Origin of the sequence: Halovenus anhuiensis, assembly GCF_037080055.1 — an archaeon.
Lineage (GTDB): Archaea > Halobacteriota > Halobacteria > Halobacteriales > Haloarculaceae > Halovenus.
In genome coordinates this window covers 104,204-126,937 of record NZ_JBAOJI010000002.1, presented here as the reverse complement: position 1 = coordinate 126,937, position 22,734 = coordinate 104,204, and the positions used below count along the sequence as shown (strand labels likewise).

Genomic DNA, 22,734 nt, shown 5'->3' with positions numbered 1-22,734 from the left:
AGAAACAACTTCGGTCGTGGTCAGTTGGTATTGCCGTTGACTTCCGTTCGCAGCGTCCCGAGTTCGGCGACTCGCTCAGCGTGGGCGTTGTGCTGGTGGATCGACTCGTCGTTGGACTGTTTCATCGTTACGACGGCGTCGTCCGGGAGATCCGGGAACTCGTCGACGATGCCTTCGGCCATCGCCCGAACACAGTCCTCGACGAACTTGGCGTTCTGGTGGGACTGGTAGGTCATGTGGTCCTCATCGGGACGTTTGGCCATGTTGTAGATGCGGGCGCTCATCGAGTCACGGGCGACCTCGATCAGATCGTGGAGGTCGACTTCCGGCGCGCCGGAACTCTCGACGGTGAGCGTGGCGTGGCCGCGCTGGGAGTGACCCGGTTGTGGGGCCTCTTCGAGGAACTGGTCGATGGTCTCGTCGTCGACATCCAGACCGCGAAGCGTCTCGCGAGCGCGACTCGCGGACATCCCCTGTGAGCACGGACAGACGGTCATCCCCGTCACGCGAGCGCCGATTTTCTCGGTCGTTCCCTCTTCTTCGGTCGCCGTCGCAGCGGCGATGATGTCGGCCGAACTCTGGGTTGGACGCCCGCTCTCGGGTGTCTCCTCTCGGATGACGTACTCGGCTTCCATCCGCACCTCGGCTTTGGTGGTGTAATCGTGTTTGTCCAGTAGTCGTTCGGCTGTATCCCCACAGACATCCTCGACGCGGTAGGTCGGTTCGCTGACGGCTTCTTCGAGCGTCTCGTCGATGACCTCCATATTGCGACTCATGTCGGCGCCTTTTCGCCAAGATGGGAGGTCGACGAAGACCTCGAACTCAGCCATGAGGATGATCGGCCGTTTCTCCGGCCGGGCAACCTTGACGAGTTTCTCGACGCCTGTGACACCAACGCGGTTGAGTCCAACAGTGACCTCGGGACTGGAGGCCTGCACGTCCGGCAATTGCTGACTCATCGAACAGTATTATGGGAGAAAACGGGTTAGTGCTTTCGCTTCCGTCAACGTTGGTTTGGGAATCGAACAGAGAACTTTCGACCTGTTCGTCTCGCGAGTCATCGGTTCACCGGATAGGCCACGCGCCCCGCGACTCCTCAAGCACAATTCATTTGCAATTGCCGTCCGAAGGGCAACCGATGGCAGAGTGTGATATCTGCGGCGAGGAAGAGAGTATGCCGTACAACTGTCGCCACTGCGGCGGCACGTACTGCGGAGATCACCGCCTGCCCGAATCACACGATTGTCCGGGACTGGACAACTGGGAGCAGTCCGGTCCCGTCTTCGACAGCGGCTTCGAGGAGAGTGTCAACAGCAGCCAATCCGGCAACGCCGGCATCGCCGACCGCCTCGGCATCGACACCGGTCCGGGGGGACCGCTCGCGTACTTCCGGGGAAACATGACGTTCGTCTTCCTCGGCTTGATGTGGATCACCTTCGCGCTACAGGTGATCATCGGCGCGGTGGCCGGTCGGGCCGCTGTGGAGACGCTGTTCGTCCTCTCGCCGGCGAATCCCTTCTACGTCTGGACGTGGGTGACATCCGTTTTCGCACACGGCGGTGCTCTTCACATCTTCGTCAATAGTCTCGTTATTTTCTTCTTCGGCCGGTTGGTCGAGCAGTATATCGGCTCCAAACAGTTCGCAGCGCTGTTTCTCGGCAGCGGTGTCCTCGCGGGCCTCGCACAGATCGCTCCGGCGGTAATCGGCCTGGAACCACTCGGCCCCGGCGTCGTCGGGGCAAGTGGGGCGGCACTGGCGCTGATGGGCGTGCTGACGATCATGAACCCCAATCTGACCGTCTATCTCTACTTCATCATCCCAGCACCGATCTGGGTAATTACAGGCGGCACGGTCGTCATCAGCGCGTTGTTCGTGGCGATCGGTAGTCCCGGCGCGTACGGAATTGCTCACGCGGCCCACCTCGTCGGTGTGCTCATCGGACTGGCCTACGGCAAGCGAGTCAAGGACAGAGTACGGATTCCCCAACAGGTCCGCTTCGGCGGCGGCGGCGGTCCGGGCGGCCCCGGTGGTCCGGGTGGCCCCGGTCGCGGTGGCGGGCGCGGTCCCTTCTAACAATGGAGCCAGTTCGTCCTGAATTCGCACCCGATCCGTCCCTCTCCCGCGAAGAGATGGAAATCCTCCAGCGGGAGATTGCGGAGACAGCAACCTTCTCGGACGACCTGGCCATCGATCCGCTCGATCCACACACGCTCGTCGCTGGCGTCGATCAGGGCTTTTCCGACGACATGGCGACCAGCGCCATCGTCGTCACCCGCGGCGAGAGCGTCATCGAGCGCGTCCATGCACGCGTCGAGACGGAGATTCCCTACATTCCCGGCCTGCTGAGTTTCCGGGAGGGCGGGGCGATTCTCGCGGCCTTCGAGAAACTGGAGACCGATCCCGACATCGTGCTGTTCGACGGCAGCGGCCGAATTCACTTCCGGGAGGCCGGACTGGCGACGCACATCGGCGTCATGCTCGACGTGCCGGCAATCGGCGTCGCCAAGAACCTCCTCTGTGGCCGACCCACCGAATCGCTCGCCGATCCACTCCCAGAGGGTACCAGAATCCCAATCGAGGCCGACGAGGAGGTGACCGCACCCATCGGGACGGTGATCGGTCACGCCTTCCAGAGCAGACAGTACGACTCCGGGAATCAGTACATCAACCCGCTGTACGTCAGTCCCGGCCATCGCGTGAGCGCCGAGACGGCGACGGATATCGTCGCGAACTGCTCGGCGGGGTACAAGTTGCCGGAGCCGACACGGCTGGCAGATTCGTACGCCGCCGACGTGAGTTGACCAGAGGGAGCCCCAAATGGCAGGTAATTAACTATCTGCCGTTCGTCCGACCGACTATGCCGAACAAGACGGTACTCATTACGGGTTGTTCCTCCGGGATCGGTCGGGCCAGCGCCGAGGCCTTTCGCGAGGAGGAGTGGAAGGTCTACGCGACAGCGCGCGACGAGGAGGACATCGCTGACCTCGAAGAAGCCGGCTGTTACACGGCCGAACTCGACGTGACGAATCCGGACGACATCGAACGGGTCGTCGACCGCATCGACGAGGAGATGGGCCGACTCGATTGTCTAGTCAACAACGCCGGCTTCGCCCAGTACGGCCCCCTCGAAGATGTCTCGACGAAGCGAGTCCGCGAGCAGTTCGACGTGAACGTCTTCGGCCCGCATCGGCTCACCCGCGAAGTGCTGCCGATGATGCGCGCCCAGGAGGACGGCACCATCGTCAACGTTTCCAGTGTCTACGGCCAGATTTCGACGCCCGGTGCAGGTCCCTATGCGGGCTCGAAGTTCGCGCTGGAGGCGATGAGTGACTCCCTGCGGGCGGAAGTCGACGATCTGGGCATCGACGTGGTGGTCGTCCAGCCCGGACCCGTCACCACAGAGTTCAGTTCCCGTGCCGAGACCGAACTCGACGAGCTACCGCAGACCCGCGAGTACGGCTGGGTCTACGAGGCCATCGAGGACGCGACGATGACCTCCGACTCGCTGCCCTTCGCGCTCGAACCGGCGGAGGTGGCGACGGTGATCCACGACGCCGCCTCGCTCAGCGACCCGGAACCGCGGTATCCGGTCGGCCAGTTCGCGAAGCTCTCGGCGTACACGCGGTACCTCCCGGATCGCCTGCGTGACGGGATCTTCAGGTTCGTCCGGAAACTATTCTGATCGGCGGCTCAGGCCGGACGAAGCACCATCCGGACGACCGTCCAGCCATCCGCTCGGTCGTATTCGAGACGGCCGTCACAGACCTCGACGGTACAGCGAGCGAGCCAGAGGCCGAGCCCGGTGCCGTGCTGGAGCTGAGTGATATCGCCGCGGTCGAAGACCGGCCCGCGTTCAGATGCCGGGATTCCGGGGCCGTTGTCGGCGATTTCGACGACTGTGCGTTTGGGCTCGTAGTGGGCGTCGACGCAGACGACCGGATCACCGTCATTGTGAACGATCCCGTTTTCGACCAGCGCTTCGATCGCCGTGACGAGTTCGGGGACGCCGGTGACTCGGAGTTGCTCGGGGACATCGAGATCGATCGTTCCGGTCGTTCGCTCGGCGACGGCGTCGGCCGCCTCGACACACATCGGGACGACATCGACCGGTTCGGGGTGGCGATCCTCGGTGAGGATGCGTTCGAGCGTCTGTGCTTCCTTGCCGAGACTTGCGAGTTCGTGAGCGTGCCTAGTGATTTGAGCCGCTCGCCGCTCGATGTCTTCGCGGTTCGTCTCGGTTTCGAGCAACTGAGCGGCCCCCATGATCACCGAGAGTTCGTTGCGAAGGTTGTGCCGGAGGATCCGGTGGATGACCTGGATGTGCCGCTCGTAGGTCCGCTGTTCGGTGATATCGGAGTAGATCGCGAAGCCGAAGCGGTGGTCGTTCGGTCCCTCGTACGGCACACCGCGGTAGAGAAACTCCCGAACACCGGTCGCGGTCTGGCGACGAACGATCGCGTGGTTCGGCTTGCCGGCGGCAGTCCGTTCGTCGAAGGAGTCCGCGTCGGTGGAGTGACTGTCGGGAACGATGAACTCGTTGAGTGATTCGCCGAGAACGGTGCGCTCGTCGTAGCCGAAAATGTCCTCGAAGGCCGGATTAACCGCGCGGACGACAGGCGTCGTGTCGACGAGTTCGATCTCGACGACGGCGTCGCCGATCAGATCGAAGAGGTGGCCGAAGCGATCAGAGGCACCGCTGGCCGTACTGGTGTCTGGATGCCGGTCGTGTGTGTATTCCGGGGACATGATCAGTCCCCGAGTTTCGAGACAGCCGTGCTGGTGGCGGCCAGCGAACGCGGCGGGGTCGAACCCGTCGGCGAACTGCGAAGGGCAATTTCCCGGTTCCCGTCGGCGCCGGTCAGTTCGAGCACCTGATCGGCGGCACCGGCGTAGAAGGCACCGAACGTCTCGTCGACGGTCCGCTCGTCGACCACGTTACAGACCGTATCTGACGGTGCAAACACCGTCGAGTCGTTCTCGTATCGGGCCTCGCGGGCGGCCTCTTCGCCGAGGACGGCAATCTCGCCGGCGATGTTGCCGACGATCAAAAGCGGCTGGTCGCGTCGATTCGCTGTCTCGCTGTTAACCGCGCCAAGCGAGCGCGAGCGAACGTCGAAGACGTTGTACGAACCGCGCCACTCGTCGAACATATCGAGGATGAACAGGCGGTTGCCGTCGAGCGCCTGCGAGAGCGAGACGTCGTAACTGTCCAGCCCGTCGGCGAGCAGCGAGCGGGACATGGATTCCGGCGGCATCAGCGAGACGGCGTAGCCGGCCGCCAGCGCAGAGCCACACAGCGTCGCGACGACATCGACAGCGTTCGTGTCGTGCTGGAGGACGCTCTGCCCGCCGGTAAGCAGGCCGCCGTCGGTGGCGTCGTCGAGGGGCTCGACACCGGTCGGGATCCGGTCGATCTCTTCGACCGAAAGCGTCGGCGTCGCCTCGGTGAGCGCGCCGTCGATCTCTTCGAGCATCACCGTCTGTTCGGCGCGGAAGGCGTCGATATCGCGGACGGTCTCGGTCATCTCGGTCGCCTGGTCCGCGGCGGTCGTGCAGCGGTCCATGACGCTCTGGCTGACGCGGGCCTGTTCGTCCGTCGCATCGGAGACCGAGCTCACATCGCTGGCAGTTTCGTCGACGGCGTCGGCGACAGCCGCGAGCTGGTCGAGAGCGTGTTCGACTTCGTCCGTACTCTCTGTGACTTCCGAGAGTGCGGCATCGAGTTCGGAGTTGGTCGCGTCGGCTGCCGAGCGAACGTCGGTCAGGATCGCATCGATCTCGTCTGCTCGCTCCTGTGATTCGGCGGCGAGCGATTCGATCTCGTCGGCGACGACCGCGAATCCGTCGCTGTCGTCACCCGCCCGGGCAGCCTCAATCGAGGCGTTCAACGCGAGCATGTTCGTCTGCTCGGCGATCCGGGTGATACCCGCGAGTGCGGATTCGATCTCGTCGATCTGATCGAGCAAGGAATCGAGTTCCGTCTGGACGGAGGCCATGGTCGTCTGAATGCCGTCCATTCGGTCCATCGCCTGCGTCGCAGATTCGTGTCCGTCCGAGACGCGATCTGCGGCCTCTGCCGAGCGGTTGTCGACCTGTTCGGCACTGGCCGCGATTTCTTCGATGGTGGCGCTCAGTTCGGAGACTGCATCCGCAACCTCCGTCAGTTCACCCTCCTGGTCGTCCGCGCGAGTGAGCAGCCGCTGCAGCCGGTCGTCGACCGATTCGGATGTCGTCCGGACGACCTGGACTGCTCCCTGTGCGTTCACCAACGTTCGCCGATCCGAGTCGTCAATGTGCGCTGAACTACGATCGTGCATACTGATTAGTAACCAATATCGGTACTGATTGGATATTGTGCCAACATTGTCTCGATTTTGCCTGTATTCGTTTTCAATCTCCATACTGTTTTAACGGTTTCCTCAATTCAATAATACGGACCTTATACAGTACTTTTCACGCCAGTCGACAGGAGCGTCGAGAGTGAGTCGCCCCTGGCATCCAGAAATCGCCGGACAGCAACAGGCCGGGCAAATGTTTATGCGTACAGGAAGATACAACTATCACGCGAATAGGACAATGAAACGAGGAGAACAGGACCAAATAGTGAACAGATCGGTAGACTAACGAGCGAGACTACACAATGATACAACGACTCATAAGCGGAGTTGGGACAGCGGATCCGCTGGTGCTGGGAACCGTGCTTTTCGGTGGGACACTCTGGACAGTACTCGCGGTAGTCGGTTGTCAGACGCTCCTCGATCGAAGGACAGCCGACCAGCAGCAAACGAGAACGAATCGGCAGTCCCCGACAGCCCTTACAGACGGCGGACTGGATACCTGCGACCTGCGACCGGACGGCGGGACGCCAATCGAGATGGTCGTCGCCTACATCCGCCCGGACAAACTCGGCGACGTGAAGCAAGGCCTCTCGGAAGCCGAGGCCCCGTCGCTGACGGTCACCAACGTCTCCGGCCGCGGCTCACAACCGGCTAAGAAAGGCCAGTGGCGCGGTGAAGAGTATACAGTCGATCTGCACCAGAAAGTCAAAATCGAGTGTGTCGTCGCCGACGTGCCGACCAAGAATGTCGTCGAAGCCATCGCCGACGCGGCACGGACTGGCGAGCCCGGAGACGGCAAGATCTTCGTCATGCCCGTGACAGAAGCACTCCAGATCCGCACCGGCAAACGCGGCACCGAAGCAGTCTGAATACACACCCATTTTTGCGCCCAGTGGCGGGACGAACGTCGAATAACGCGCGAGAGCAGCCAATCTCGGACAGTAGCGGGCCGCTGCGTCCTCACTGCCGGGCGGAGAGCACTGCTATCTGTGTCAGGTGAGTGAATAGAACCGGGCGGGAGCGCGCGAGCGGCCCTCAACCGGCACTTGCGGAGAAATCGGAGTAGACAATCGTCCGAAAGTAACGAACATATGGCCGGATTTCTGTACAGTAAATAACCTTATATACATTGTATCGTAGGCAATACTGAGTGTTTATCCAAATTATACGCGGAAATAGCGACATTGTCAAGCCAACCCTTATATGTCGGGATTGCACACACTCTGGCGTGATCCGAATTACAAACACGTGCCAATATCGGAATTTGTTGGACAGCTTCGCAAACAAACCGGAGATTAGCAAACAATGATAGGGTCAGTCCTACTCGAAACGGGAGTATCGCTCGGTGAAACGCAGACGGCGGTGGGTGAGGTTGCGACGGCAGTCAACCAGACGTGGGTCCTCACAGTGTCGTTCCTGATCTTCTTCATGCACGCAGGCTTCGCGATGCTGGAGTCGGGTCAGGTTCGCTCGAAAAACGTCGCCAACCAGTTGACGAAGAACCTGCTCACCTGGAGTGTCGGTGTCGTAGTGTTCTTCGTGCTCGGTGCCGGACTCGCGAGTGCGTTTACCGGTGGCGGATTCAGCGCCCCGTTCCAGGGTGACGCAGCCGTCGATTACATCAGCTGGGTCTACGGCGCTGTGTTCGCGATGACGGCAGCGACGATCGTTTCCGGAGCAGTGGCGGGACGTGCGAAGCTTCGTGCGTACGTTACGTACACGTTCCTGCTCGCGGCGGTCATTTACCCGATGGTCATTGCGATGACTTGGACGCCGGAGGTAAGCCTCATCGAAGAGGTAACGGGCACTGGTTTTGCTGACTTCGCAGGCGGTATGATCGTTCACGGCATGGGCGGGATTGCCGGGCTGACGGCAGCCTGGATTCTCGGTCCGCGGATGGATAAATACGATAGCGATGGAAGCGCGAACATCATCCCGGGTCACTCGCTGACGTTCGCGGTGCTGGGAACGCTCATCCTCGCCTTCGGCTGGTACGGCTTCAACGTCGGGACGGCCGCAGGAATCGGCCTGCCTGGTGAGGGTGAGACGATCGCAGCGATCACCGCAAACGGCGAAGCGCTCGGTCGTGTCGTGATGACGACGACGCTGGCGATGGCGATGGGTGCGGTTGGTGCCGGAACGGTTTCGGTACTCAAAAACGGCAAAGTCGACACCCTGTACGTCGCGAACGGTCTGCTCGCCGGCCTCGTCGGCATCACGGCGATCCCGAACACGACGACTTGGTGGGGCGCCCTGCTCGTCGGTACGCTTGCCGGCGTTCAGCTCCCGATCGTCTTCGACTTCGTCCAGCACAAGCTCAAGATCGACGACGTCTGTGCGGTCTTCCCGGTCCACGGGAGCGCAGGTGTCCTCGGAACGCTCGCGTACCCGTTCGTGGCAGTGAGCCTTCCTGAAGGCGTGTCGATTGCCGACGCGTTCATCGCACAGGCATTCGGTGTCTTCATGATCACCATCTGGACGGTCACCGCGACGGCGCTCATCTGGGGCGCATTCAAAGCCGTCGGCCAGGCTCGTGTCACCCAAGAGCACGAGCGCGAAGGACTCGATATCGCCGAACACGGCGTCGAGACCTACCCCGAATTCGGTGACCCGAGCGTTGCGACCGACGGCGGTCTCGACACCCACGACCTCCGAGCCGACGGCGGTGCCGGCAGCGGTATCGAGATGGTCGTCGCCTACATCCGCCCGGACAAACTCGGCGACGTGAAGCAAGGCCTCTCGGAAGCCGAGGCCCCGTCGCTGACGGTCACGAACGTCTCCGGCCGTGGCTCACAGCCAGCCAAGAAAGGCCAGTGGCGCGGCGAGGAGTACAGCGTCGATCTGCACCAGAAAGTCAAAATCGAGTGTGTCGTCGCCGACGTGCCGACCGAAGACGTGGTCAAGGCAATTTCGGAGGCTGCAAGCACCGGTGAGCCTGGTGACGGTAAGGTCTTCGTGATGCCAGTCGAGGACGCACTCCAGATCCGCACCGGCAAACGCGGCACCGAAGCGGTCTAACGCGGCTCCCTGCTGAGTTTTTCGGCTCCTTTGTCACTCGCGGTTTTTTATTTTACAACAAAAAGTCAGTTCCAGCGAAGGAAAAGGTATTAATACGGACGTAATACGGTTGTAGTAGCCAGGAATGACTGACCAGAATACAGGAGTCGAGTCGGTATCGCGGCGGGCGGTACTCGGCGCAGTGGGGACTGCAGGGGCCGTTTCGATGGCGGGCTGTGGCGTGTTGTCGGGCGATAGCGACGAAGAGTCGGAGCGTGAGACGGTCATTGGGATCGGGCTACCCGACGACGGTCGCTGGGAGAACGAGGGGAAACTGCTGGAGGCCGGCTATCTCCTCGCCACACAGCACATCAACGAGGGTGCCGGACCGGTGGTAGCCGACGGCGAGTACGAGCCCCCACTCGGCGAACTCGACGGTGGATTGCTCGGTGAGACCATCGAGTTGGAGGTCCGAAACACTGCCTCGACGGAGGAGAGAGCCCGCCAGAGTGCGAGCGAACTCGCTTCGGAGGGTGTCATCGCACTCGCAGGCGGGGCCTCGCCGGCAGAAGGACTGGGCTTGCAACGCGTTGCGAGCGAGGAAGAGACAATCTACATGGGTGGGTTTACGCCGACCACCGAGATGGGCGGCGGACAGTGTTCGCAGTACGGATTCAACGGCGTCCAGAACTCCCGGCTGGCCGCCGACGCACTCGGGACGGTGGTTCCCAAGCAACTGCCCGACGAGCAGAGTACCTTCGCGCAGGTGTACCCGGAAAGCGAGTTCGGCGAAGAGTTGCTCGAAGCCGCCGAGGACGGTCTGAGCAGCGACTCGCGGCTCAGGGAGAACCGCTCGTTTGCGACGCAGGTCGGGGCCGGAAGCTACACCGAAACCCTCGAACGCGTCCTGGAGACGCAGGTGTCGGTGATCGTCCTGAATTTCACCGGACTCAACGGCGCAATCGCGCTGCAGGACCTCGCTGACCTCGCAGCGAAGCGCGAGGAGAGCAACATTCAGGCCATCGTTCCGATGATGACCCGCGAACTGCTGCGCAACGCCGGGGACTCACTGGTTATCGACGGCAACCCCGTCCTCGGGGCGGTCCCGTGGACGCACAACCTCGACGATCCGTTCACGAACCGGTTTCTCGAAAGCTGGCAGGACGCCAATCTCTCCATCGACCTGAGCGTCCCAGAGATGCCCTCGGCACTGTCACATCTCGCCTACGTCCAGTTGTACCAGTACGCTGCGGCGGTCGAACGGGCGGGCAGCACCGACCCCGGCGCAGTGATCGATGAGCTCGAAGGCCAGCAGTACAACGTCGGTCCCGGCAGCGCCGAGTTGCGGGCCTGCGATCACCAGGCGATCCAGCCCGTCCCCGTCGTCATGGGGCTGCCCGAAATCCAGCAGGATCCGGGCGAGTACACCGAACTCGTCGAGGTTGCCGACGTGAGCTACAGTTGTGAGGAGAGTCCAGCCAGCGACTGCGAGCTGTAATCGCGGACGGTAGCTTCTTTCTGTCCCGGACCAAATCCCTCAGTATGAACCACGAGCAGTCTCGGTCGCTATACGACCGCGCGCTCTCCGTTCTGCCCGGCGGCGTCAATTCCTCAGTCCGCGCGAACCAGCCGTATCCCTTCTTCATCGAGCGAGGCGACGGCGGACACGTCATCGACGCTGACGGCAACAAGTACCTCGATTTCGTGATGGGCTACGGCCCGCTACTTTTGGGCCACAGCCTCCCCGAACAGGTCCAGTCGGCGGTCCAACAGCACGCCAGTCAGGGGCCGATGTACGGCGCACCGACCGAGGTCGAGGTCGAACTCGCCGAGTTCGTCGCTCGTCACGTCCCGAGCGTCGAGATGACTCGCTTCGTCAACAGCGGCACCGAGGCGACCGTCTCGGCGGTCCGACTCGCCCGTGCCTACACGGGCCGGGACAAAATCGTCATCATGCAGGGCGGCTACCACGGCGCACAGGAGTCAACCCTCGTCGAAGGCTCGGGGACGAACACCCACCCATCGAGTCCCGGCATTCCCGACTCCTTCGCCGAACACACCCTGACGGTGCCGTTCAACGACGAAGAAGCAGTTCACGAGGTTTTCGAGGAACACGGCGAGGACATCGCGGCGGTGATGACCGAGCCAATTCTCGGTAACTACGGCATCGTCCACCCCATCGACGGCTATCACGAGACGCTGCGGGATCTGACAGAAGAGCACGGTTCACTCCTCATCTTCGACGAGGTCATCACCGGCTTCCGCGTCGGCGGACTGCAGTGTGCCCAGGGGAAACTCGGCGTCACGCCCGACATCACGACCTTCGGAAAAATCGTCGGCGGCGGCTTCCCGGTCGGCGCTATCGGCGGTCGCTCGGAAATCATCGAGAATTTCACACCTGCTGGCGATGTCTTCCAGTCCGGCACTTTCTCCGGTCATCCGGTGACAATGGCCGCTGGACTCGAAACGCTGCGGTACGCCGCCGAGAACGACGTCTACGACCACGTCAACGAACTCGGCCGAAAACTGCGGTCGGGGCTGACGGACATCATCGAAGACCAGGCACCGAACTACACCGTCGTCGGGACGGACAGCATGTTCAAGACTGTCTTCACCCGAGAAGGACCCGACAGCCGCGACGGTCACTGCGAGGCAGGCTGTAAGCAGCGGGAATCCTGCCCGCGGTACGATCACTGTCCCAAAAACGGCATGGACGTGAAACAGACCGAGACAGACCGCTGGGAGCGGCTGTTCTGGCAGGGTATGAAAGATGCGGGGGTCTTTCTCACAGCGAACCAGTTCGAGTCACAATTTATCTGTGACGCGCATACAGAGTCGGATATCGAGACGGCGCTGGAAGCGTACAAGGCCGTCCTGTAGCCATGACAGAACTCGAACCAGACGACGACGGAGACGAGGTAGAGGGCGACAACGCAGACGACGAGCGGATGCTGTTCGGCGAGAAGCGCGAGGAGACGACGCTGCTGGCTGGCAGCGGTCTCGGCGTGACTCGGATCGACGTGGCCGCCGCACAGGTCGGTCAGTTCTCGCTGCTCGACCGCGGGACGGTCCACGGACTCGCCACCGACGGGCAGACAGTGATCGTCGCCACCGACGAAGCTGTCTCGCGCAGAACTGGCGACGGACTCCAGTCGCTCAGATTCGGCCCCGCCGCGGCCGTCGGCATCGACGGCAAATGGGTCTACGCGGCGGATTCCGAGCGAGTTGCCCGACTGGACCGAACCGGCGGACTCGCCGATGCAACCGCCGAGGACTGGGAGACGGTCGGGAGTGTAGACGATCCGCAGCGCTTCGTGGGGAACCTGCTGGCCGCGGCGGAACTTCTCCGGGTCGGCGAGGATCTCGAAGCAGTTGGCCTGAGCGACGTGCGTGATCTCTCTCCCGACGGCGCACTGGCCGCGGCGGCAGACGGAATCTACGAGAACCGCGAGGGCGACTGGGAGCGTGTGTACGAGGGCGACGCCACGGCCGTCGTCGCGGACGGCGAGCGAGCGCACGCAGTCGTCGACGGACGACTCCTCGAACGCGATGGTGAGGGGTGGACCGAACTCTCCCTGCCGGGTACGGAGCCACACCTGCTCGCGTACGGGCAGACGCTGGCAGTGATCGACACCGAGGGAACGGTCCACGTCGCGGCGGATCCCGGCGTGACCCACGACGGCCACGGTGGCTGGCGGTCACAGGCTATTGGACTGCGCGACGTGACGAGTTTTCTCGCACTGCGGGAGTAGGGAGTCAATCACTGACGGCAGATTGCGCCCGTGAATCGGCGTCAGACCCGGCCCGAAGCGGGACGGTCACGCGGATGATCGTCCCTTCGTCACCGGTCGAGGCACTGATCGACCCGCCAACCGAGACGGTGAGCCAGTAGACCAGCCACAGATCCAGTCCACTGCCGTGGCGGAGGGGGTCCTCCTCACCCTCCTCGACGAAGATGAGTTCCTGCTCGGACATTCCGGGCCCGTCGTCTTCGACGGTGAGTACCAGATCGCTGTCCTGCCGTTCGAGACTGAATTGGACATCGACCGTCGACGGGTCGCACTCGCTGTGAACGATGGCGTTTTCGATGAGTTCCTTGACCACACGAGTCAGTTCCACGTCGACCTGCCACTGGGTGACATCCTCGGCGACCGAAACCGCACAGGTACCGCCGAGAAACTCGGCGGTTTCTTCGGCAGTCTTGGCGAGTTCCGTCGTCGAGACGCGGACCCGACCAGTCTCGTCGCGGGAGAGCGCCTGTTCGATCTCTCTGGCCGTATCCGACTGGCTGGCGAGTTCGGCCGCGTGCGTCCGGATCGTCTCGATCGATTCGGAAACGTCGTCGGGGAGGGTGCCAGAGCCGAGCCGGTCTGTCAGGCGGTCTTCGAGCAGCGTCGCGTGGCCGTCGATGACGTTGAGTTCCGTCCGGAGGTTGTGTCGCAGGACTCTGCGGAGCACCGACAGCCGTTGTTCGCGGAGAATCTTGTCGGTCACCTCGAACTGGATCGCGACGAAAGCGACCGGCTCACCGTCGTTGAGTACCGGAGAGATGGTCTGCTCGGCGATGTACCGGTCCCCGCTTTTGGTCTTGTTGACGATGCGTTCCTCGAAGACGTTTCCGGCGGTGATCGTCTCCCAGAGCTTGTCGTAATGCTCGTCGCTCATCTCGCCGGAAGTGAGAATGTGTGGGGTCTCGCCGACAGCCTCCGCCGCGGAGTAGCCGGTGAGTCGCTCGAACGCCGGGTTGACGTACTGGATCGTCCCGTCGGGGTCCGTAATAAAAACAGCCGTTCCCGCGTGCGTGATCGCTTCTTTGTACTGGAGTGCTTCCCGGTGGGCGGCCATTCGCTGGATCGTCTCGGGAATCCGCCGACAGATCTCCTCGATCAACTGGCGTTCGGCGGCGTCGAATCCATCGGCGGCAGTGGTGTAGATCCCGAGGACGTAGCTCTGATCGTCGGTGGCCGAAAACGGGACGGCGAGGCTGTCGGTAACACCGTGATCCCCGAGTCGGTCGCTCCACTCCGCCGTACTCGATTCGATGTCAGCGCGGGTCGTCTCCCGGTCCCGCGCCGCCCGCAGAACCGGTTCGGTCGGCGCTGCGTTCGAGGTCGTCCAGTCGGTGTAGGCAGACGGTCCACAGACGACGGCCCCCGGCGCGTCGGTGGCTCTCGACGACGGGTTACGGTCGCTCGACAGTGCCGTTTCGTCCTGTTCAGAGGCCGGAGAGAGCCAGACCAGTTCGTAGGCGTCGATCTCGGCGAACTGCCGGGGAATCGTCTGGACGAGTTTGTCCGGGTCGGTCGCGTTGACCAGCGCATCGCCGAGTTCCTGATGGATGCTCGTCAGTTGTTCGAGCCGCGTCACCCGCGTGACGTTTTTGAGCGAGATGATCTCGCTGGCGATGAGCGAGTCTTCGACAGACGACCGGCTGGCCTCGTAGACACGGCTCTGGCCGGACAGGTCGTAGGTGAACCGCGTCGTCTCTCCCGGCTCCAGTGCCGCGAGCTCCGGGTCGATCTGTTCGAGCGGGACACGAGGGATGTGTGGTCGATCCAGAATCTCCTCGGCACGCTCGTTGTGATTGAGGACAACGCCGGAGTCGTCGAGGAGAAGCCCCGCATCGGAGAGACTGTCGACCAGCGTCGACTGGCCGGGGGAACTGTGGTGAGTGAACTCTGTGCGCGCGTACGAGGAGACACCGAGGGCGAACACCGCAACGCCGAGTGGCTCGTAGTTCGTCCGGATCAGAAAGTCAGCGTACGACGACAGCCCGTAGGGGATGATGGGAAGGGCGGTGGCAAACACGAGCGCGTAGAGCAGTGTCGGGCGGAGAGACTCGTCGCCGCGTCGGTTGAACGACTCGAACAGCCAGAGGAAGCCGACACTAGCCGTGGTGTAGGAAAACCCGGTGACGAACCAGTGCGGACTGTGATACGTGATCGCGGTGTGGACGAACGGCTCGGAGACGGCCGAGGTACTGAAATAGAACCCGTGGATCGGATTGGTCAGTTTGACCGTAACGATCCCCAGAAAGACAACCAGAGCAGCAGTTCGGAGCGAGCGATGGCGATGGTACTCTCGGCCGGAGTAGGCGGAAGCGAACGCAAGCCACACGAAGACAGTTGCGATGCCGAAGATCAGCGCAGCGATGTGAATGGCCCGGACGATCGACGGGGCCGTCGTGACCAACTGCGCCGCCACCAGAAGCGACCAGATGCCGTTGAACGCGAGCAGCCCAACGAGGCTGCGACGGACCGCCGGATAGGAGAGATTCCGGACGCTGGCACCCCCGAGTAGACAGATCACACCAGTGAGGATGAAGACGAAGACGTATCCCTGTTGTATCATTTGCCCAAACGGTAATTTCGACAGCCGAAACGCTCAATTCACGTTATGCAATCTTTGTGCCGGATCGGGATATACACACATCACGCTCTCTCTGGCGCAGGAATCGTCCGGATATTTATGTGGATACAGTGCGGGCCAACAGCGTTCGGTCAGAAATCGAAAGGGGGTTTACCGCGGGCGGCGACTGGCCCAACATGATCGTTGCAGGGTCGGCCACACAGGGGCTGGCGGCCGAACTCGCCGCCGAGACGGGCGAGGAACTCGCTGCCGTCTCCTACGAACAGTTCCCGGACGGGGAGCGCGTCGTCCAGATCACCGGCGAGGCTGATCGTGCAGTCGTCGTCGCCTCGACGGTTTCGGATGGAGATTGGGTCGAACTGCTCCAGTTGCAGGACGCGCTGGCCGAATCGGGAGTCGAAGACGTGACGACTGTCCTGCCGTATATGGGATACGCCCGGCAGGACAGCGCCTTCGAGGCGGGCGAGCCGGTTTCGGCCCGTGCGATGGCCCGGGCCATCTCCACCGGAAGCGACCGGGTTCTGACCGTTAACCCCCACGAAACCGCCGTCTGTGACTTTTTCGACGTACCGAGCGAACCAGTCGACGCCGCCGGTCGACTCGCCGAGCCACTCGGCGACCTGACCGATCCGCTCTTTCTCTCACCCGACGAGGGCGCGATCGGCCTCGCCGAGACGGTTCGAGAGGCCTACGGTCGCGGGAGCGTCGATCACTTCGAGAAGACCCGCCACTCCGGCAGCGAGGTCGAAATCGAGCCCAGCGAGGCCGCCGTCACCGGCCGTGACGTGGTGCTTGTCGACGACATCATCGCGACCGGATCGACGATGAGCCAGTCCGTCGACGTGTTGAACGACCGCGACGCCACCCGCGTCTTCGTGACCTGCGTCCACCCGCTGTTGGTTCGCAACGCCCGGCTGAAACTGGCCCGGGCCGGCGTCGAGGCCATCTACGGCACCGACACCATCGAACGGGGCGTCAGCGAAGTGAGCGTCGCGCCGGCGATTGCAGACGCGCTGTGACGGGCCGTCTCAGCCACAACAATCGGATCCTGCTCGTTCTCGCGCTCGGCTGGGCGACACTGCAGTGTGGGCGGTTTCTGTTGCCGCCGCTTTTGCCCCGAATCACCGAGACACTCGCCTTCTCTCCGGCGGGAATCGGCGCAGCACTGACCGCCTTCGGGCTGGTCTATGCCGTAGTCCAGTACCCCAGCGGCACCTACTCCGACGAACTCTCACGGGTGACGCTGATCGTCCCGGGATTCGTCGTGCTCGTCGCCGGCTTCGTGGCGATTGCGCTGTCCGTAACTGCGGCGCTGTTCGTCGGCGCAGTCATCCTGCTGGGTGTCGGCAAGGGCCTGTTCGCCAGTCCCTCCCGCGCGCTGCTCGGTGATCTGTTCACGGCCCGCCGCGGGCGCGCACTCGGCATCTACTCCGCCGGGACGGACGTGGGCGGTGTAATCGCTTCTGGACTGGCCGTCCTCGTCCTCGCGACGACCGCGTGGCAGGTGGCGTTTCTGCCGGTGATCGTCGTCCTCGCGGCGGTCGGCCTGCTGTACGTCGTCTGGAATCGTGAGCCCTACGAGTGGTCCGCTGTCGAACTCTCACCGGGAGAGACGGCCGGCCAACTCGTCGCGACCCGCGATCAACGGGAGACGCTGATCGCCTTCTCTATCTTCTATTTCTTCGTCGGCGGGCTGACGAACTTCTTCCCGACGCTGCTGGTCGCCGGTGGCTTCTCCGAGACGGTCGCGGGCGCGAGTTTCGCGCTCCTCTTTGCGGCCGGCATCTTCGCCAAACCGATCGCGGGTGATCTCTCGGATCGGTTCTCCCGACTGGTCGTCGGAATCTGTGGCCTGCTCGTTGCCCTCGTGGGTACCGTCTTGGTGCTGATCGCTCCCTCGCTGCCAGTGATTGCGGTCGGGACGATTCTGACCGCGCTGGGCTACAAGTCCGGCTTTCCCATCGCGGATACGGTCGTGATGGAGGCCGCCCCCGACGGGAGCATGGGAAGTGCCGTCGGGGCCTCGCGGGCGGTCTTTCTGACGGCGAACGCACTCGGTCCCGGCTTCGTCGGACTGGTCGCGGAGATGACCGACTTCGTCACCGCCTTCTGGCTGCTCGGCGCGACGCTGCTCGTGAGTGTCGGTCTGCTCGTTCGGCAGTACCGCCGGCACAGAACTGAGTCGGCAGCCACGTCCCACCCTCGGTAGGTTCTGACTTTACAGGCCGGTCGGACGTATACAAATATGGAATGTCCGACTCAGAGTACGCGCTCCAGGCGACGCTCGAAGCCAAGCCAGAGAAGGCCGACGAAGTCGAAGAGTTTCTCGAATCTGCCCTGCCGATGGCCGAAGCAGAGGAAAAGACGACGACGTGGTTCGCCCTCCGATTCGACGACACGACCTTCGGTATCTTCGACACCTTCCCAGACGAGGACGGTCGACAGGCCCACCTCGACGGCGAAATCGCCGAGCAACTGATGGCCAATGCCGACGAACTGCTCGCCGAGGAGCCACAGATCGGAGAAGTCGACGTGCTGGCCGCGAAACACCCCGAGTGACGTACTGTGGAGTAAAAGATAGCAGGAGCTGAATTCTTCTGCCGATTCAGAGTTATTCGTCTCTGACCGTCCCGTTCGAGTAATGAGTCGGTCGACTTTCATGCAGCGTGGCACATCCCGCATCTGGACCGCTAGAGGAACTCCCACAACTCTTGAGTTCGCCGTTCAGATACTCTTCCATCCGCATCACCTCCGCAGCATCGAGGTGAGGGGCGTCGTACTCGACACGGTAGACGATCCGGCCGGGACACTCGCCGGACTCGATTGTTGTGTTGTGCGTCTCTGCATGTACTCGATAATCGGCGACCGTCGCGCCCGGCGGCGACACTCGACGGATCTGTGCAGACACCTCGGTGTGCGTCGAGGTGTTATTTATTGTCCCGACCCACCACCCGTCAGTACTCCCCCCTGATCGCGGACGCACGTCATCGTGACACCCTGCCTCGACAATCTCGACCGACTCGATCTCCGGGTCGGGTGGCGGTCCATCGAAAGACGGCGATCCACCAGCAAACAGTGCACCAATAACAACACCTACAATCAGCACCCCAGCCAACAGCCAGCGAGTATCGGTCGTTTCGATCCAGCGAGAGCCGCTATCTTTCGTGAGGTAACTCCGGTCGGGGGTGGATGACTCGTCGTTTGGATCAGGAGCGCACATCCTAAATATACCAGCAATATCTGGGGAAAATAAATATATTTTGTGAACGTAACGACGTAATCCAGTCTCACTATTTCAGACGACCCATCTCTACAGAGGGTACTCTCGATCAGTCGGCACGACGCGAGACAGGCAGAATTAGTTTTTCTGACTCCCGAGAAAGATCATGTCGACGCGTGGAGACGAGTCGTCAGTTCTCTACGAGCAGTTCCTCGATCCGATCCAGCGCCCGCGAGCAGACCGGCGCATAGCCCGCCGCAGCCAGCGGAATCTCGAAGACGACTCGACAGTCCTCCCCGACGGATTCCACCCGATGTCCCGTCGCCGGTATCTTCGCCACACGCCATCCCCACCGCCCGGGACGAGACGCTGTCGGCTCCCGGCAGGTCGTAATCTCGAAAGGAATCCACAGGCCGCCGGGAATCCGGACCCGACCAGTCGTGCCCTCGCTGATCCGCTCGTCGGCACAGTCGACAGTCCTGACGCTGGGCCCCCACTCCGGCCAGCGCTCCGGCGTGGTCAGCAGCCTCCATGCCGCCGCTGGCTCGGTGTCGATCTGTCGGGCGACTTCCAGCCGACGGCCGTCCGGTGTGTGAGAAATCTGGACCATCAGATCTCGATCTCCAGCCCGTCGTGTGCGAATTCGATACCTTCGTAGGCATCGCTCGCTGCGAGCGTCTCGAAGTGGTCGTGGCTGCGGGCGGTGAAGTGTTCGATCTCCGTGAGCAGCGCGCGGTCCGGATCGAGGCGGTCGATTCGATCCACGACTTCTTGGTGGGTGAGTTCGTCGGCGAGGAAGTTCAGGTCGGCGTCGGTCAGAATTCGCTCGCCGTCGGGACCGTGCTCGAAGTAGCCACACTCGAAGACCGCGAGATCGATCTCGGCGGGCAGTGCGTCTTCGTCGAGATACCGGGAATCGTCGGCTGCGATCAGCAGTGTCTGGTCGTCGCGAGTGATCTCGAAGGCCGTCGCGTCGAGTTCGTCGTCTTCGAGGGCGTAGGGAATCGAGCGGATCGTCGTGTCGTCGATAGTGAGGGGCTTGTCGTCGAGGAACTGCACGTCGAGAAAGCCCTGCTGGCGGAAGTGATCGAGTTGACCGAAAACGTCGCGGGTTCGCTCGTAGACAGTCTCGGTTGTGACCAGTGTGGGGCCGCCGCCAGCAATCGCATCAAGCAGGCCGTCGTGAGCGCTCAGGTCCCGCGACTGGACCAGTCGAAGGCCGTTGACATGGTCGGGGTGCCAGTGCGTGAGGAAGATATAGTCGAGGTCCTCGACGCCTTCGCGGTTGAGCGCCCGGAAGGCGAACTCGGGGGCGTCGACCATCGCCGCCAGGTCGGGGAGATACAGCGAGTTACCGCCGCGGCTGTACGGCGGGCCGTCCGAGCGGGCCTGTTCACAGACGGGACAGGAGCAGGTCGGGGTCGGGATCGGCGTGTTGCCGCCCGACCCGAGCACGAGCACGCGCATAGCGGCGCTTCGGGCGGTCGGGTGTTAGACCTTCGGGAGCCCTCGGATTTGGTCTGTCGACCGGGCTAGCGCGCCCACGTTTTTTGTACAGCGGCTGTGTCAGCGACAACAGATGACAGACGCTCCGTTCGACCTGGTACTGATGACCGACGACCACAGCGAGATCGACGCGATCGCCGAGCAAGCCCAGCGAGCCGAAGCACACGGCTTCGCGAACGTGACGATGGGCGAGACGACCGGCTGGAACATTATTCCGGTGCTCACAGTCATCGCCGAGCGAACCGAGGAGATCGGGATCACCGACGACGTGCTCTCGCCGTACGCGCGAGCACCGACCGTCTACGGCCAGACCGCACTGACGATGGACGAGATCACTGACGGCCGGTTCCGACTCGGACTTGGGACGAGTTCGCCCGCGCTGGCCGAGCGCTGGCACAGCGGCGAGTTCGACCGCCCGCTGCGCCGACTCCGGGAGACCATCGATATCGTCCACGAAGTCTACGAGGGCGGTTCGGTCGTCTACGACGGCGAGATCTACGACCTCGGCGGACTGAGTTACGACCGCAGCGTCCCGGACGAACCGCCGGCAATCGACGTCGCCGCGCTCGGGCCGAAGGGCACGGAACTGGCGGGACGGTTCGCCGACGGCTGGGTGCCACAGTTGTTCACCGTCGAGGGGCTGGAGGATCGACTCGAAGACCTGGCACGCGGTGCAGACCTCGGCGAGCGCTCGACCGACGAAGTTCGGGTGAGTCCGCTGATTCGGACCTTCGCCAGCGACGACCCCGAGCGCGCACGGTCCATCGCCAAACAGATGCTTTCGTTCTTGATCGGCGCGTACGGTCCCTTCTACGGCAACTCCGTCGCCGAGCAGGGCTACGAGGACACCGTCGCGGAGATCCGCGACCTGTGGGAAGACCGAGACACGGCGGCGATGGCCGACGCCCTGCCAGACGACCTCCTCGATTCGGTCGCCGCCGTCGGGACACCCGAGGAGGTTCGGTCGCGGCTCGAAACCTTCGTCGAGATAGCGGGTGTCGACGCGATCCGACTCGGTTTCGTCAGCGGAATGAGCCAGGAAGACAAGGAGTTCACGATGGACGCAGTCGAACCGATGATCGAGTGAGATGATCCCAAGGCCTACTTTCGATCCACTCGACTAGCCGGTATGTCGTCGTACAACTATACGATCTTGCACATCTGGGGAATCCCCATCAGGATCAATATCTCGCTTCTGGTCTTTCTCCCAATTTTGGCCTTTCTGATCGGGAGCGGCGAACAGATCGGAGCGTACTCCTCGCTCATCACGGCCCTGACGCCGGCGACGGTCGATCCAGCGGCGCTGTCGGGACCGGAAGACAGGTGGCTGATCGGGGCGATTTCGGCGTTTGCACTCTTTGGCAGCGTAACCTTCCACGAACTCGGCCACGCGTGGGCCGCGATGCGGTACGACATCGAGGTCGAGTCGATCACGCTGTGGCTGCTCGGTGGCCTCGCCAGCCTGTCCAGCATGCCCGAGGAGTGGAACCGGGAGTTCTGGATCGCCATCGCCGGGCCGGCGTCGAGTCTCCTGCTGGCGGCCGGTGGGCTGGCCGCGCTGGTTGTCGTCCCGACTTCGGCGACGCTGCTCATCTACTGTCTTGGCTTTCTCGCCGTCATGAACGTCTTTCTCGCCGTGTTCAACATGCTCCCGGCCTTCCCGATGGACGGCGGACGCGTGTTGCGAGCACTGCTCGCGCGCAATCGCTCCTACGTCAGCGCGACTCGGACCGCTGCGAGCGTCGGGACGGTGTTCGCGCTGCTATTCCTGGGGCTCGGCATCTACACGTTCAGCCCACTCCTGTTGATCCTCGCGCTGTTCATCTACGTCGCGGCGAGCAACGAGTCCCGGTCGGTCGTCATCGCGGGACTGCTCTCCGATCTGACGGTCGCGGATCTGATCAACGAACAGGAACCGCTGCCCGCCGACAGCACCGTCGAGGCGGCGCTGGATCGCCTGTTCGCCAGCCGACGGAGCGAACTCCCGGTCGTCGACGACGACGGCGATATCGTCGGCGTCGTGACGACCGAGAAACTCCGGAGCGTCCCGACCGACCAGTTCTCGACGACCCCCGTCGGGTCGGTCGCGACGACAGATCTGCCACGGCTGGACGGTCGAATGGACGCCGTCGACGGGTTGTACGAACTGGCTGGCAACGAGGCGGGCGTGGCACTCGTCGAGTGGGATGGCCGACCCATCGGGTTGATCTCCCGGGGCGATTTCACCAGCGCGCTCAACATGCGCCGGGATGTCGAGCCGTTCTAACCGCGGAACCGACAGCATTTCCTACGTACTCAGAGAT

19 protein-coding genes and 1 pseudogene are annotated in these 22,734 nt (G+C 62.8%); 13 read left to right on the top strand and 7 right to left on the bottom strand.

The window, feature by feature from the left end; all coding sequences use genetic code 11:
• Positions 1-20: 20 nt before the first annotated feature.
• Positions 21-959 carry a GTP cyclohydrolase MptA gene (gene mptA / locus V8P86_RS06450; protein WP_336326431.1) on the bottom strand — a complete coding sequence of 313 codons (939 nt, stop codon included), beginning with the start codon at positions 957-959 and terminating at the stop codon, positions 21-23.
• A 179-nt stretch (positions 960-1,138) separates the two neighbouring features.
• On the opposite strand from mptA, the gene V8P86_RS06445 reads away from it, so the two are divergent.
• The 3 genes from V8P86_RS06445 to V8P86_RS06435 are packed head-to-tail and all read left to right on the top strand — an operon-like array spanning position 1,139 to position 3,683.
• The gene (locus V8P86_RS06445) at positions 1,139-2,074 is read left to right on the top strand and encodes a rhomboid family intramembrane serine protease (protein ID WP_336326430.1); all 936 of its coding nucleotides are present in this window, start codon (positions 1,139-1,141) and stop codon (positions 2,072-2,074) included.
• Between the two features lie 2 nt (positions 2,075-2,076).
• Positions 2,077-2,802 carry an endonuclease V gene (locus V8P86_RS06440; protein ID WP_336326429.1) on the top strand — a complete coding sequence of 242 codons (726 nt, stop codon included), beginning with the start codon at positions 2,077-2,079 and terminating at the stop codon, positions 2,800-2,802.
• Between the two features lie 56 nt (positions 2,803-2,858).
• Complete coding sequence (locus V8P86_RS06435; RefSeq protein ID WP_336326428.1) at positions 2,859-3,683, top strand: SDR family oxidoreductase; 825 nt, start codon at positions 2,859-2,861, stop codon at positions 3,681-3,683.
• Positions 3,684-3,691: 8 nt separating this feature from the next.
• Here V8P86_RS06435 and V8P86_RS06430 read toward each other — a convergent pair whose 3' ends face one another.
• Together V8P86_RS06430 and V8P86_RS06425 are read right to left on the bottom strand one after the other, a co-directional pair.
• Complete coding sequence (locus V8P86_RS06430) at positions 3,692-4,747, bottom strand: ATP-binding protein (RefSeq protein WP_336326427.1); 1,056 nt, start codon at positions 4,745-4,747, stop codon at positions 3,692-3,694.
• Between the two features lie 2 nt (positions 4,748-4,749).
• Entirely contained in the window at positions 4,750-6,318 is a 1,569-nt protein-coding gene (locus V8P86_RS06425) for a methyl-accepting chemotaxis protein (protein WP_336326426.1), read from the bottom strand.
• 488 nt (positions 6,319-6,806) lie between these two features.
• On the opposite strand from V8P86_RS06425, the pseudogene V8P86_RS06420 reads away from it, so the two are divergent.
• The 5 genes and pseudogenes from V8P86_RS06420 to V8P86_RS06400 form a co-directional block, all read left to right on the top strand.
• Positions 6,807-7,208, top strand: a pseudogene (locus tag V8P86_RS06420) (P-II family nitrogen regulator); the annotation flags it as partial.
• Between the two features lie 436 nt (positions 7,209-7,644).
• Positions 7,645-9,357: an ammonium transporter gene (locus V8P86_RS06415; protein WP_336326424.1), complete on the top strand. Its 1,713-nt coding sequence runs from the start codon at positions 7,645-7,647 to the stop codon at positions 9,355-9,357.
• Positions 9,358-9,481: 124 nt separating this feature from the next.
• Positions 9,482-10,834: an ABC transporter substrate-binding protein gene (locus V8P86_RS06410; RefSeq protein ID WP_336326423.1), complete on the top strand. Its 1,353-nt coding sequence runs from the start codon at positions 9,482-9,484 to the stop codon at positions 10,832-10,834.
• A 44-nt stretch (positions 10,835-10,878) separates the two neighbouring features.
• Positions 10,879-12,216: a glutamate-1-semialdehyde 2,1-aminomutase gene (gene hemL / locus V8P86_RS06405; RefSeq protein WP_336326422.1), complete on the top strand. Its 1,338-nt coding sequence runs from the start codon at positions 10,879-10,881 to the stop codon at positions 12,214-12,216.
• A gap of 2 nt (positions 12,217-12,218) precedes the next feature.
• Entirely contained in the window at positions 12,219-13,088 is an 870-nt protein-coding gene (locus V8P86_RS06400) for an HVO_0234 family beta-propeller protein (RefSeq protein WP_336326421.1), read from the top strand.
• 4 nt (positions 13,089-13,092) lie between these two features.
• Here V8P86_RS06400 and V8P86_RS06395 read toward each other — a convergent pair whose 3' ends face one another.
• Positions 13,093-15,687, bottom strand: a complete 2,595-nt coding sequence (locus tag V8P86_RS06395) for a PAS domain S-box protein (RefSeq protein WP_336326420.1) — start codon at positions 15,685-15,687, stop codon at positions 13,093-13,095.
• A 194-nt stretch (positions 15,688-15,881) separates the two neighbouring features.
• On the opposite strand from V8P86_RS06395, the gene V8P86_RS06390 reads away from it, so the two are divergent.
• The 3 genes from V8P86_RS06390 to V8P86_RS06380 are packed head-to-tail and all read left to right on the top strand — an operon-like array spanning position 15,882 to position 18,264.
• A complete protein-coding gene (locus V8P86_RS06390) occupies positions 15,882-16,724 on the top strand; it encodes a ribose-phosphate diphosphokinase (protein ID WP_336326419.1) in 843 nt (280 codons plus the stop codon).
• Entirely contained in the window at positions 16,721-17,914 is a 1,194-nt protein-coding gene (locus V8P86_RS06385) for an MFS transporter (protein ID WP_336326418.1), read from the top strand. The genes V8P86_RS06390 and V8P86_RS06385 overlap by 4 nt, the downstream gene beginning before the upstream one ends.
• 41 nt (positions 17,915-17,955) lie before the next feature.
• Positions 17,956-18,264 (top strand): putative quinol monooxygenase, encoded by a 309-nt coding sequence (locus V8P86_RS06380; RefSeq protein ID WP_336326417.1) that lies wholly within the window; start codon positions 17,956-17,958, stop codon positions 18,262-18,264.
• Between the two features lie 52 nt (positions 18,265-18,316).
• Here V8P86_RS06380 and V8P86_RS06375 read toward each other — a convergent pair whose 3' ends face one another.
• From V8P86_RS06375 to V8P86_RS06365, 3 genes are all read right to left on the bottom strand, one after another.
• Positions 18,317-18,925 carry a hypothetical protein gene (locus tag V8P86_RS06375; protein WP_336326416.1) on the bottom strand — a complete coding sequence of 203 codons (609 nt, stop codon included), beginning with the start codon at positions 18,923-18,925 and terminating at the stop codon, positions 18,317-18,319.
• Between the two features lie 190 nt (positions 18,926-19,115).
• A complete protein-coding gene (locus V8P86_RS06370; RefSeq protein ID WP_336326415.1) occupies positions 19,116-19,535 on the bottom strand; it encodes an SRPBCC family protein in 420 nt (139 codons plus the stop codon).
• Positions 19,535-20,392: an MBL fold metallo-hydrolase gene (locus V8P86_RS06365; protein WP_336326414.1), complete on the bottom strand. Its 858-nt coding sequence runs from the start codon at positions 20,390-20,392 to the stop codon at positions 19,535-19,537. Before V8P86_RS06365 ends, V8P86_RS06370 begins: the two co-directional genes overlap by 1 nt.
• 112 nt (positions 20,393-20,504) lie before the next feature.
• On the opposite strand from V8P86_RS06365, the gene V8P86_RS06360 reads away from it, so the two are divergent.
• Together V8P86_RS06360 and V8P86_RS06355 are read left to right on the top strand one after the other, a co-directional pair.
• Complete coding sequence (locus V8P86_RS06360) at positions 20,505-21,518, top strand: TIGR04024 family LLM class F420-dependent oxidoreductase (RefSeq protein ID WP_336326413.1); 1,014 nt, start codon at positions 20,505-20,507, stop codon at positions 21,516-21,518.
• A 42-nt stretch (positions 21,519-21,560) separates the two neighbouring features.
• On the top strand, positions 21,561-22,697 hold the full coding sequence (locus V8P86_RS06355; protein WP_336326412.1) for a site-2 protease family protein: 1,137 nt from the start codon (positions 21,561-21,563) through the stop codon (positions 22,695-22,697).
• The last annotated feature ends 37 nt before the right edge of the window (positions 22,698-22,734 follow it).

Excerpts from the sequence above, each read along its gene's own strand:
- V8P86_RS06445 (WP_336326430.1), top strand. The coding sequence starts at position 1,139 with ATGGCAGAGTGTGATATCTGCGGCGAGGAAGAGAGTATGCCGTACAAC.
- V8P86_RS06390 (WP_336326419.1), top strand. The coding sequence starts at position 15,882 with ATGATCGTTGCAGGGTCGGCCACACAGGGGCTGGCGGCCGAACTCGCC.
- V8P86_RS06380 (WP_336326417.1), top strand. The coding sequence starts at position 17,956 with ATGTCCGACTCAGAGTACGCGCTCCAGGCGACGCTCGAAGCCAAGCCA.
- V8P86_RS06395 (WP_336326420.1), bottom strand. The coding sequence starts at position 15,687 with ATGATACAACAGGGATACGTCTTCGTCTTCATCCTCACTGGTGTGATC.
- V8P86_RS06435 (WP_336326428.1), top strand. The coding sequence starts at position 2,859 with ATGCCGAACAAGACGGTACTCATTACGGGTTGTTCCTCCGGGATCGGT.
- hemL (WP_336326422.1), top strand. The coding sequence starts at position 10,879 with ATGAACCACGAGCAGTCTCGGTCGCTATACGACCGCGCGCTCTCCGTT.
- V8P86_RS06360 (WP_336326413.1), top strand. The coding sequence starts at position 20,505 with ATGACAGACGCTCCGTTCGACCTGGTACTGATGACCGACGACCACAGC.
- V8P86_RS06430 (WP_336326427.1), bottom strand. The coding sequence starts at position 4,747 with ATGTCCCCGGAATACACACACGACCGGCATCCAGACACCAGTACGGCC.
- V8P86_RS06365 (WP_336326414.1), bottom strand. The coding sequence starts at position 20,392 with ATGCGCGTGCTCGTGCTCGGGTCGGGCGGCAACACGCCGATCCCGACC.
- V8P86_RS06425 (WP_336326426.1), bottom strand. The coding sequence starts at position 6,318 with ATGCACGATCGTAGTTCAGCGCACATTGACGACTCGGATCGGCGAACG.
- V8P86_RS06440 (WP_336326429.1), top strand. The coding sequence starts at position 2,077 with ATGGAGCCAGTTCGTCCTGAATTCGCACCCGATCCGTCCCTCTCCCGC.
- V8P86_RS06375 (WP_336326416.1), bottom strand. The coding sequence starts at position 18,925 with ATGTGCGCTCCTGATCCAAACGACGAGTCATCCACCCCCGACCGGAGT.
- V8P86_RS06410 (WP_336326423.1), top strand. The coding sequence starts at position 9,482 with ATGACTGACCAGAATACAGGAGTCGAGTCGGTATCGCGGCGGGCGGTA.
- V8P86_RS06355 (WP_336326412.1), top strand. The coding sequence starts at position 21,561 with ATGTCGTCGTACAACTATACGATCTTGCACATCTGGGGAATCCCCATC.
- V8P86_RS06415 (WP_336326424.1), top strand. The coding sequence starts at position 7,645 with ATGATAGGGTCAGTCCTACTCGAAACGGGAGTATCGCTCGGTGAAACG.
- V8P86_RS06400 (WP_336326421.1), top strand. The coding sequence starts at position 12,219 with ATGACAGAACTCGAACCAGACGACGACGGAGACGAGGTAGAGGGCGAC.
- mptA (WP_336326431.1), bottom strand. The coding sequence starts at position 959 with ATGAGTCAGCAATTGCCGGACGTGCAGGCCTCCAGTCCCGAGGTCACT.
- V8P86_RS06370 (WP_336326415.1), bottom strand. The coding sequence starts at position 19,535 with ATGGTCCAGATTTCTCACACACCGGACGGCCGTCGGCTGGAAGTCGCC.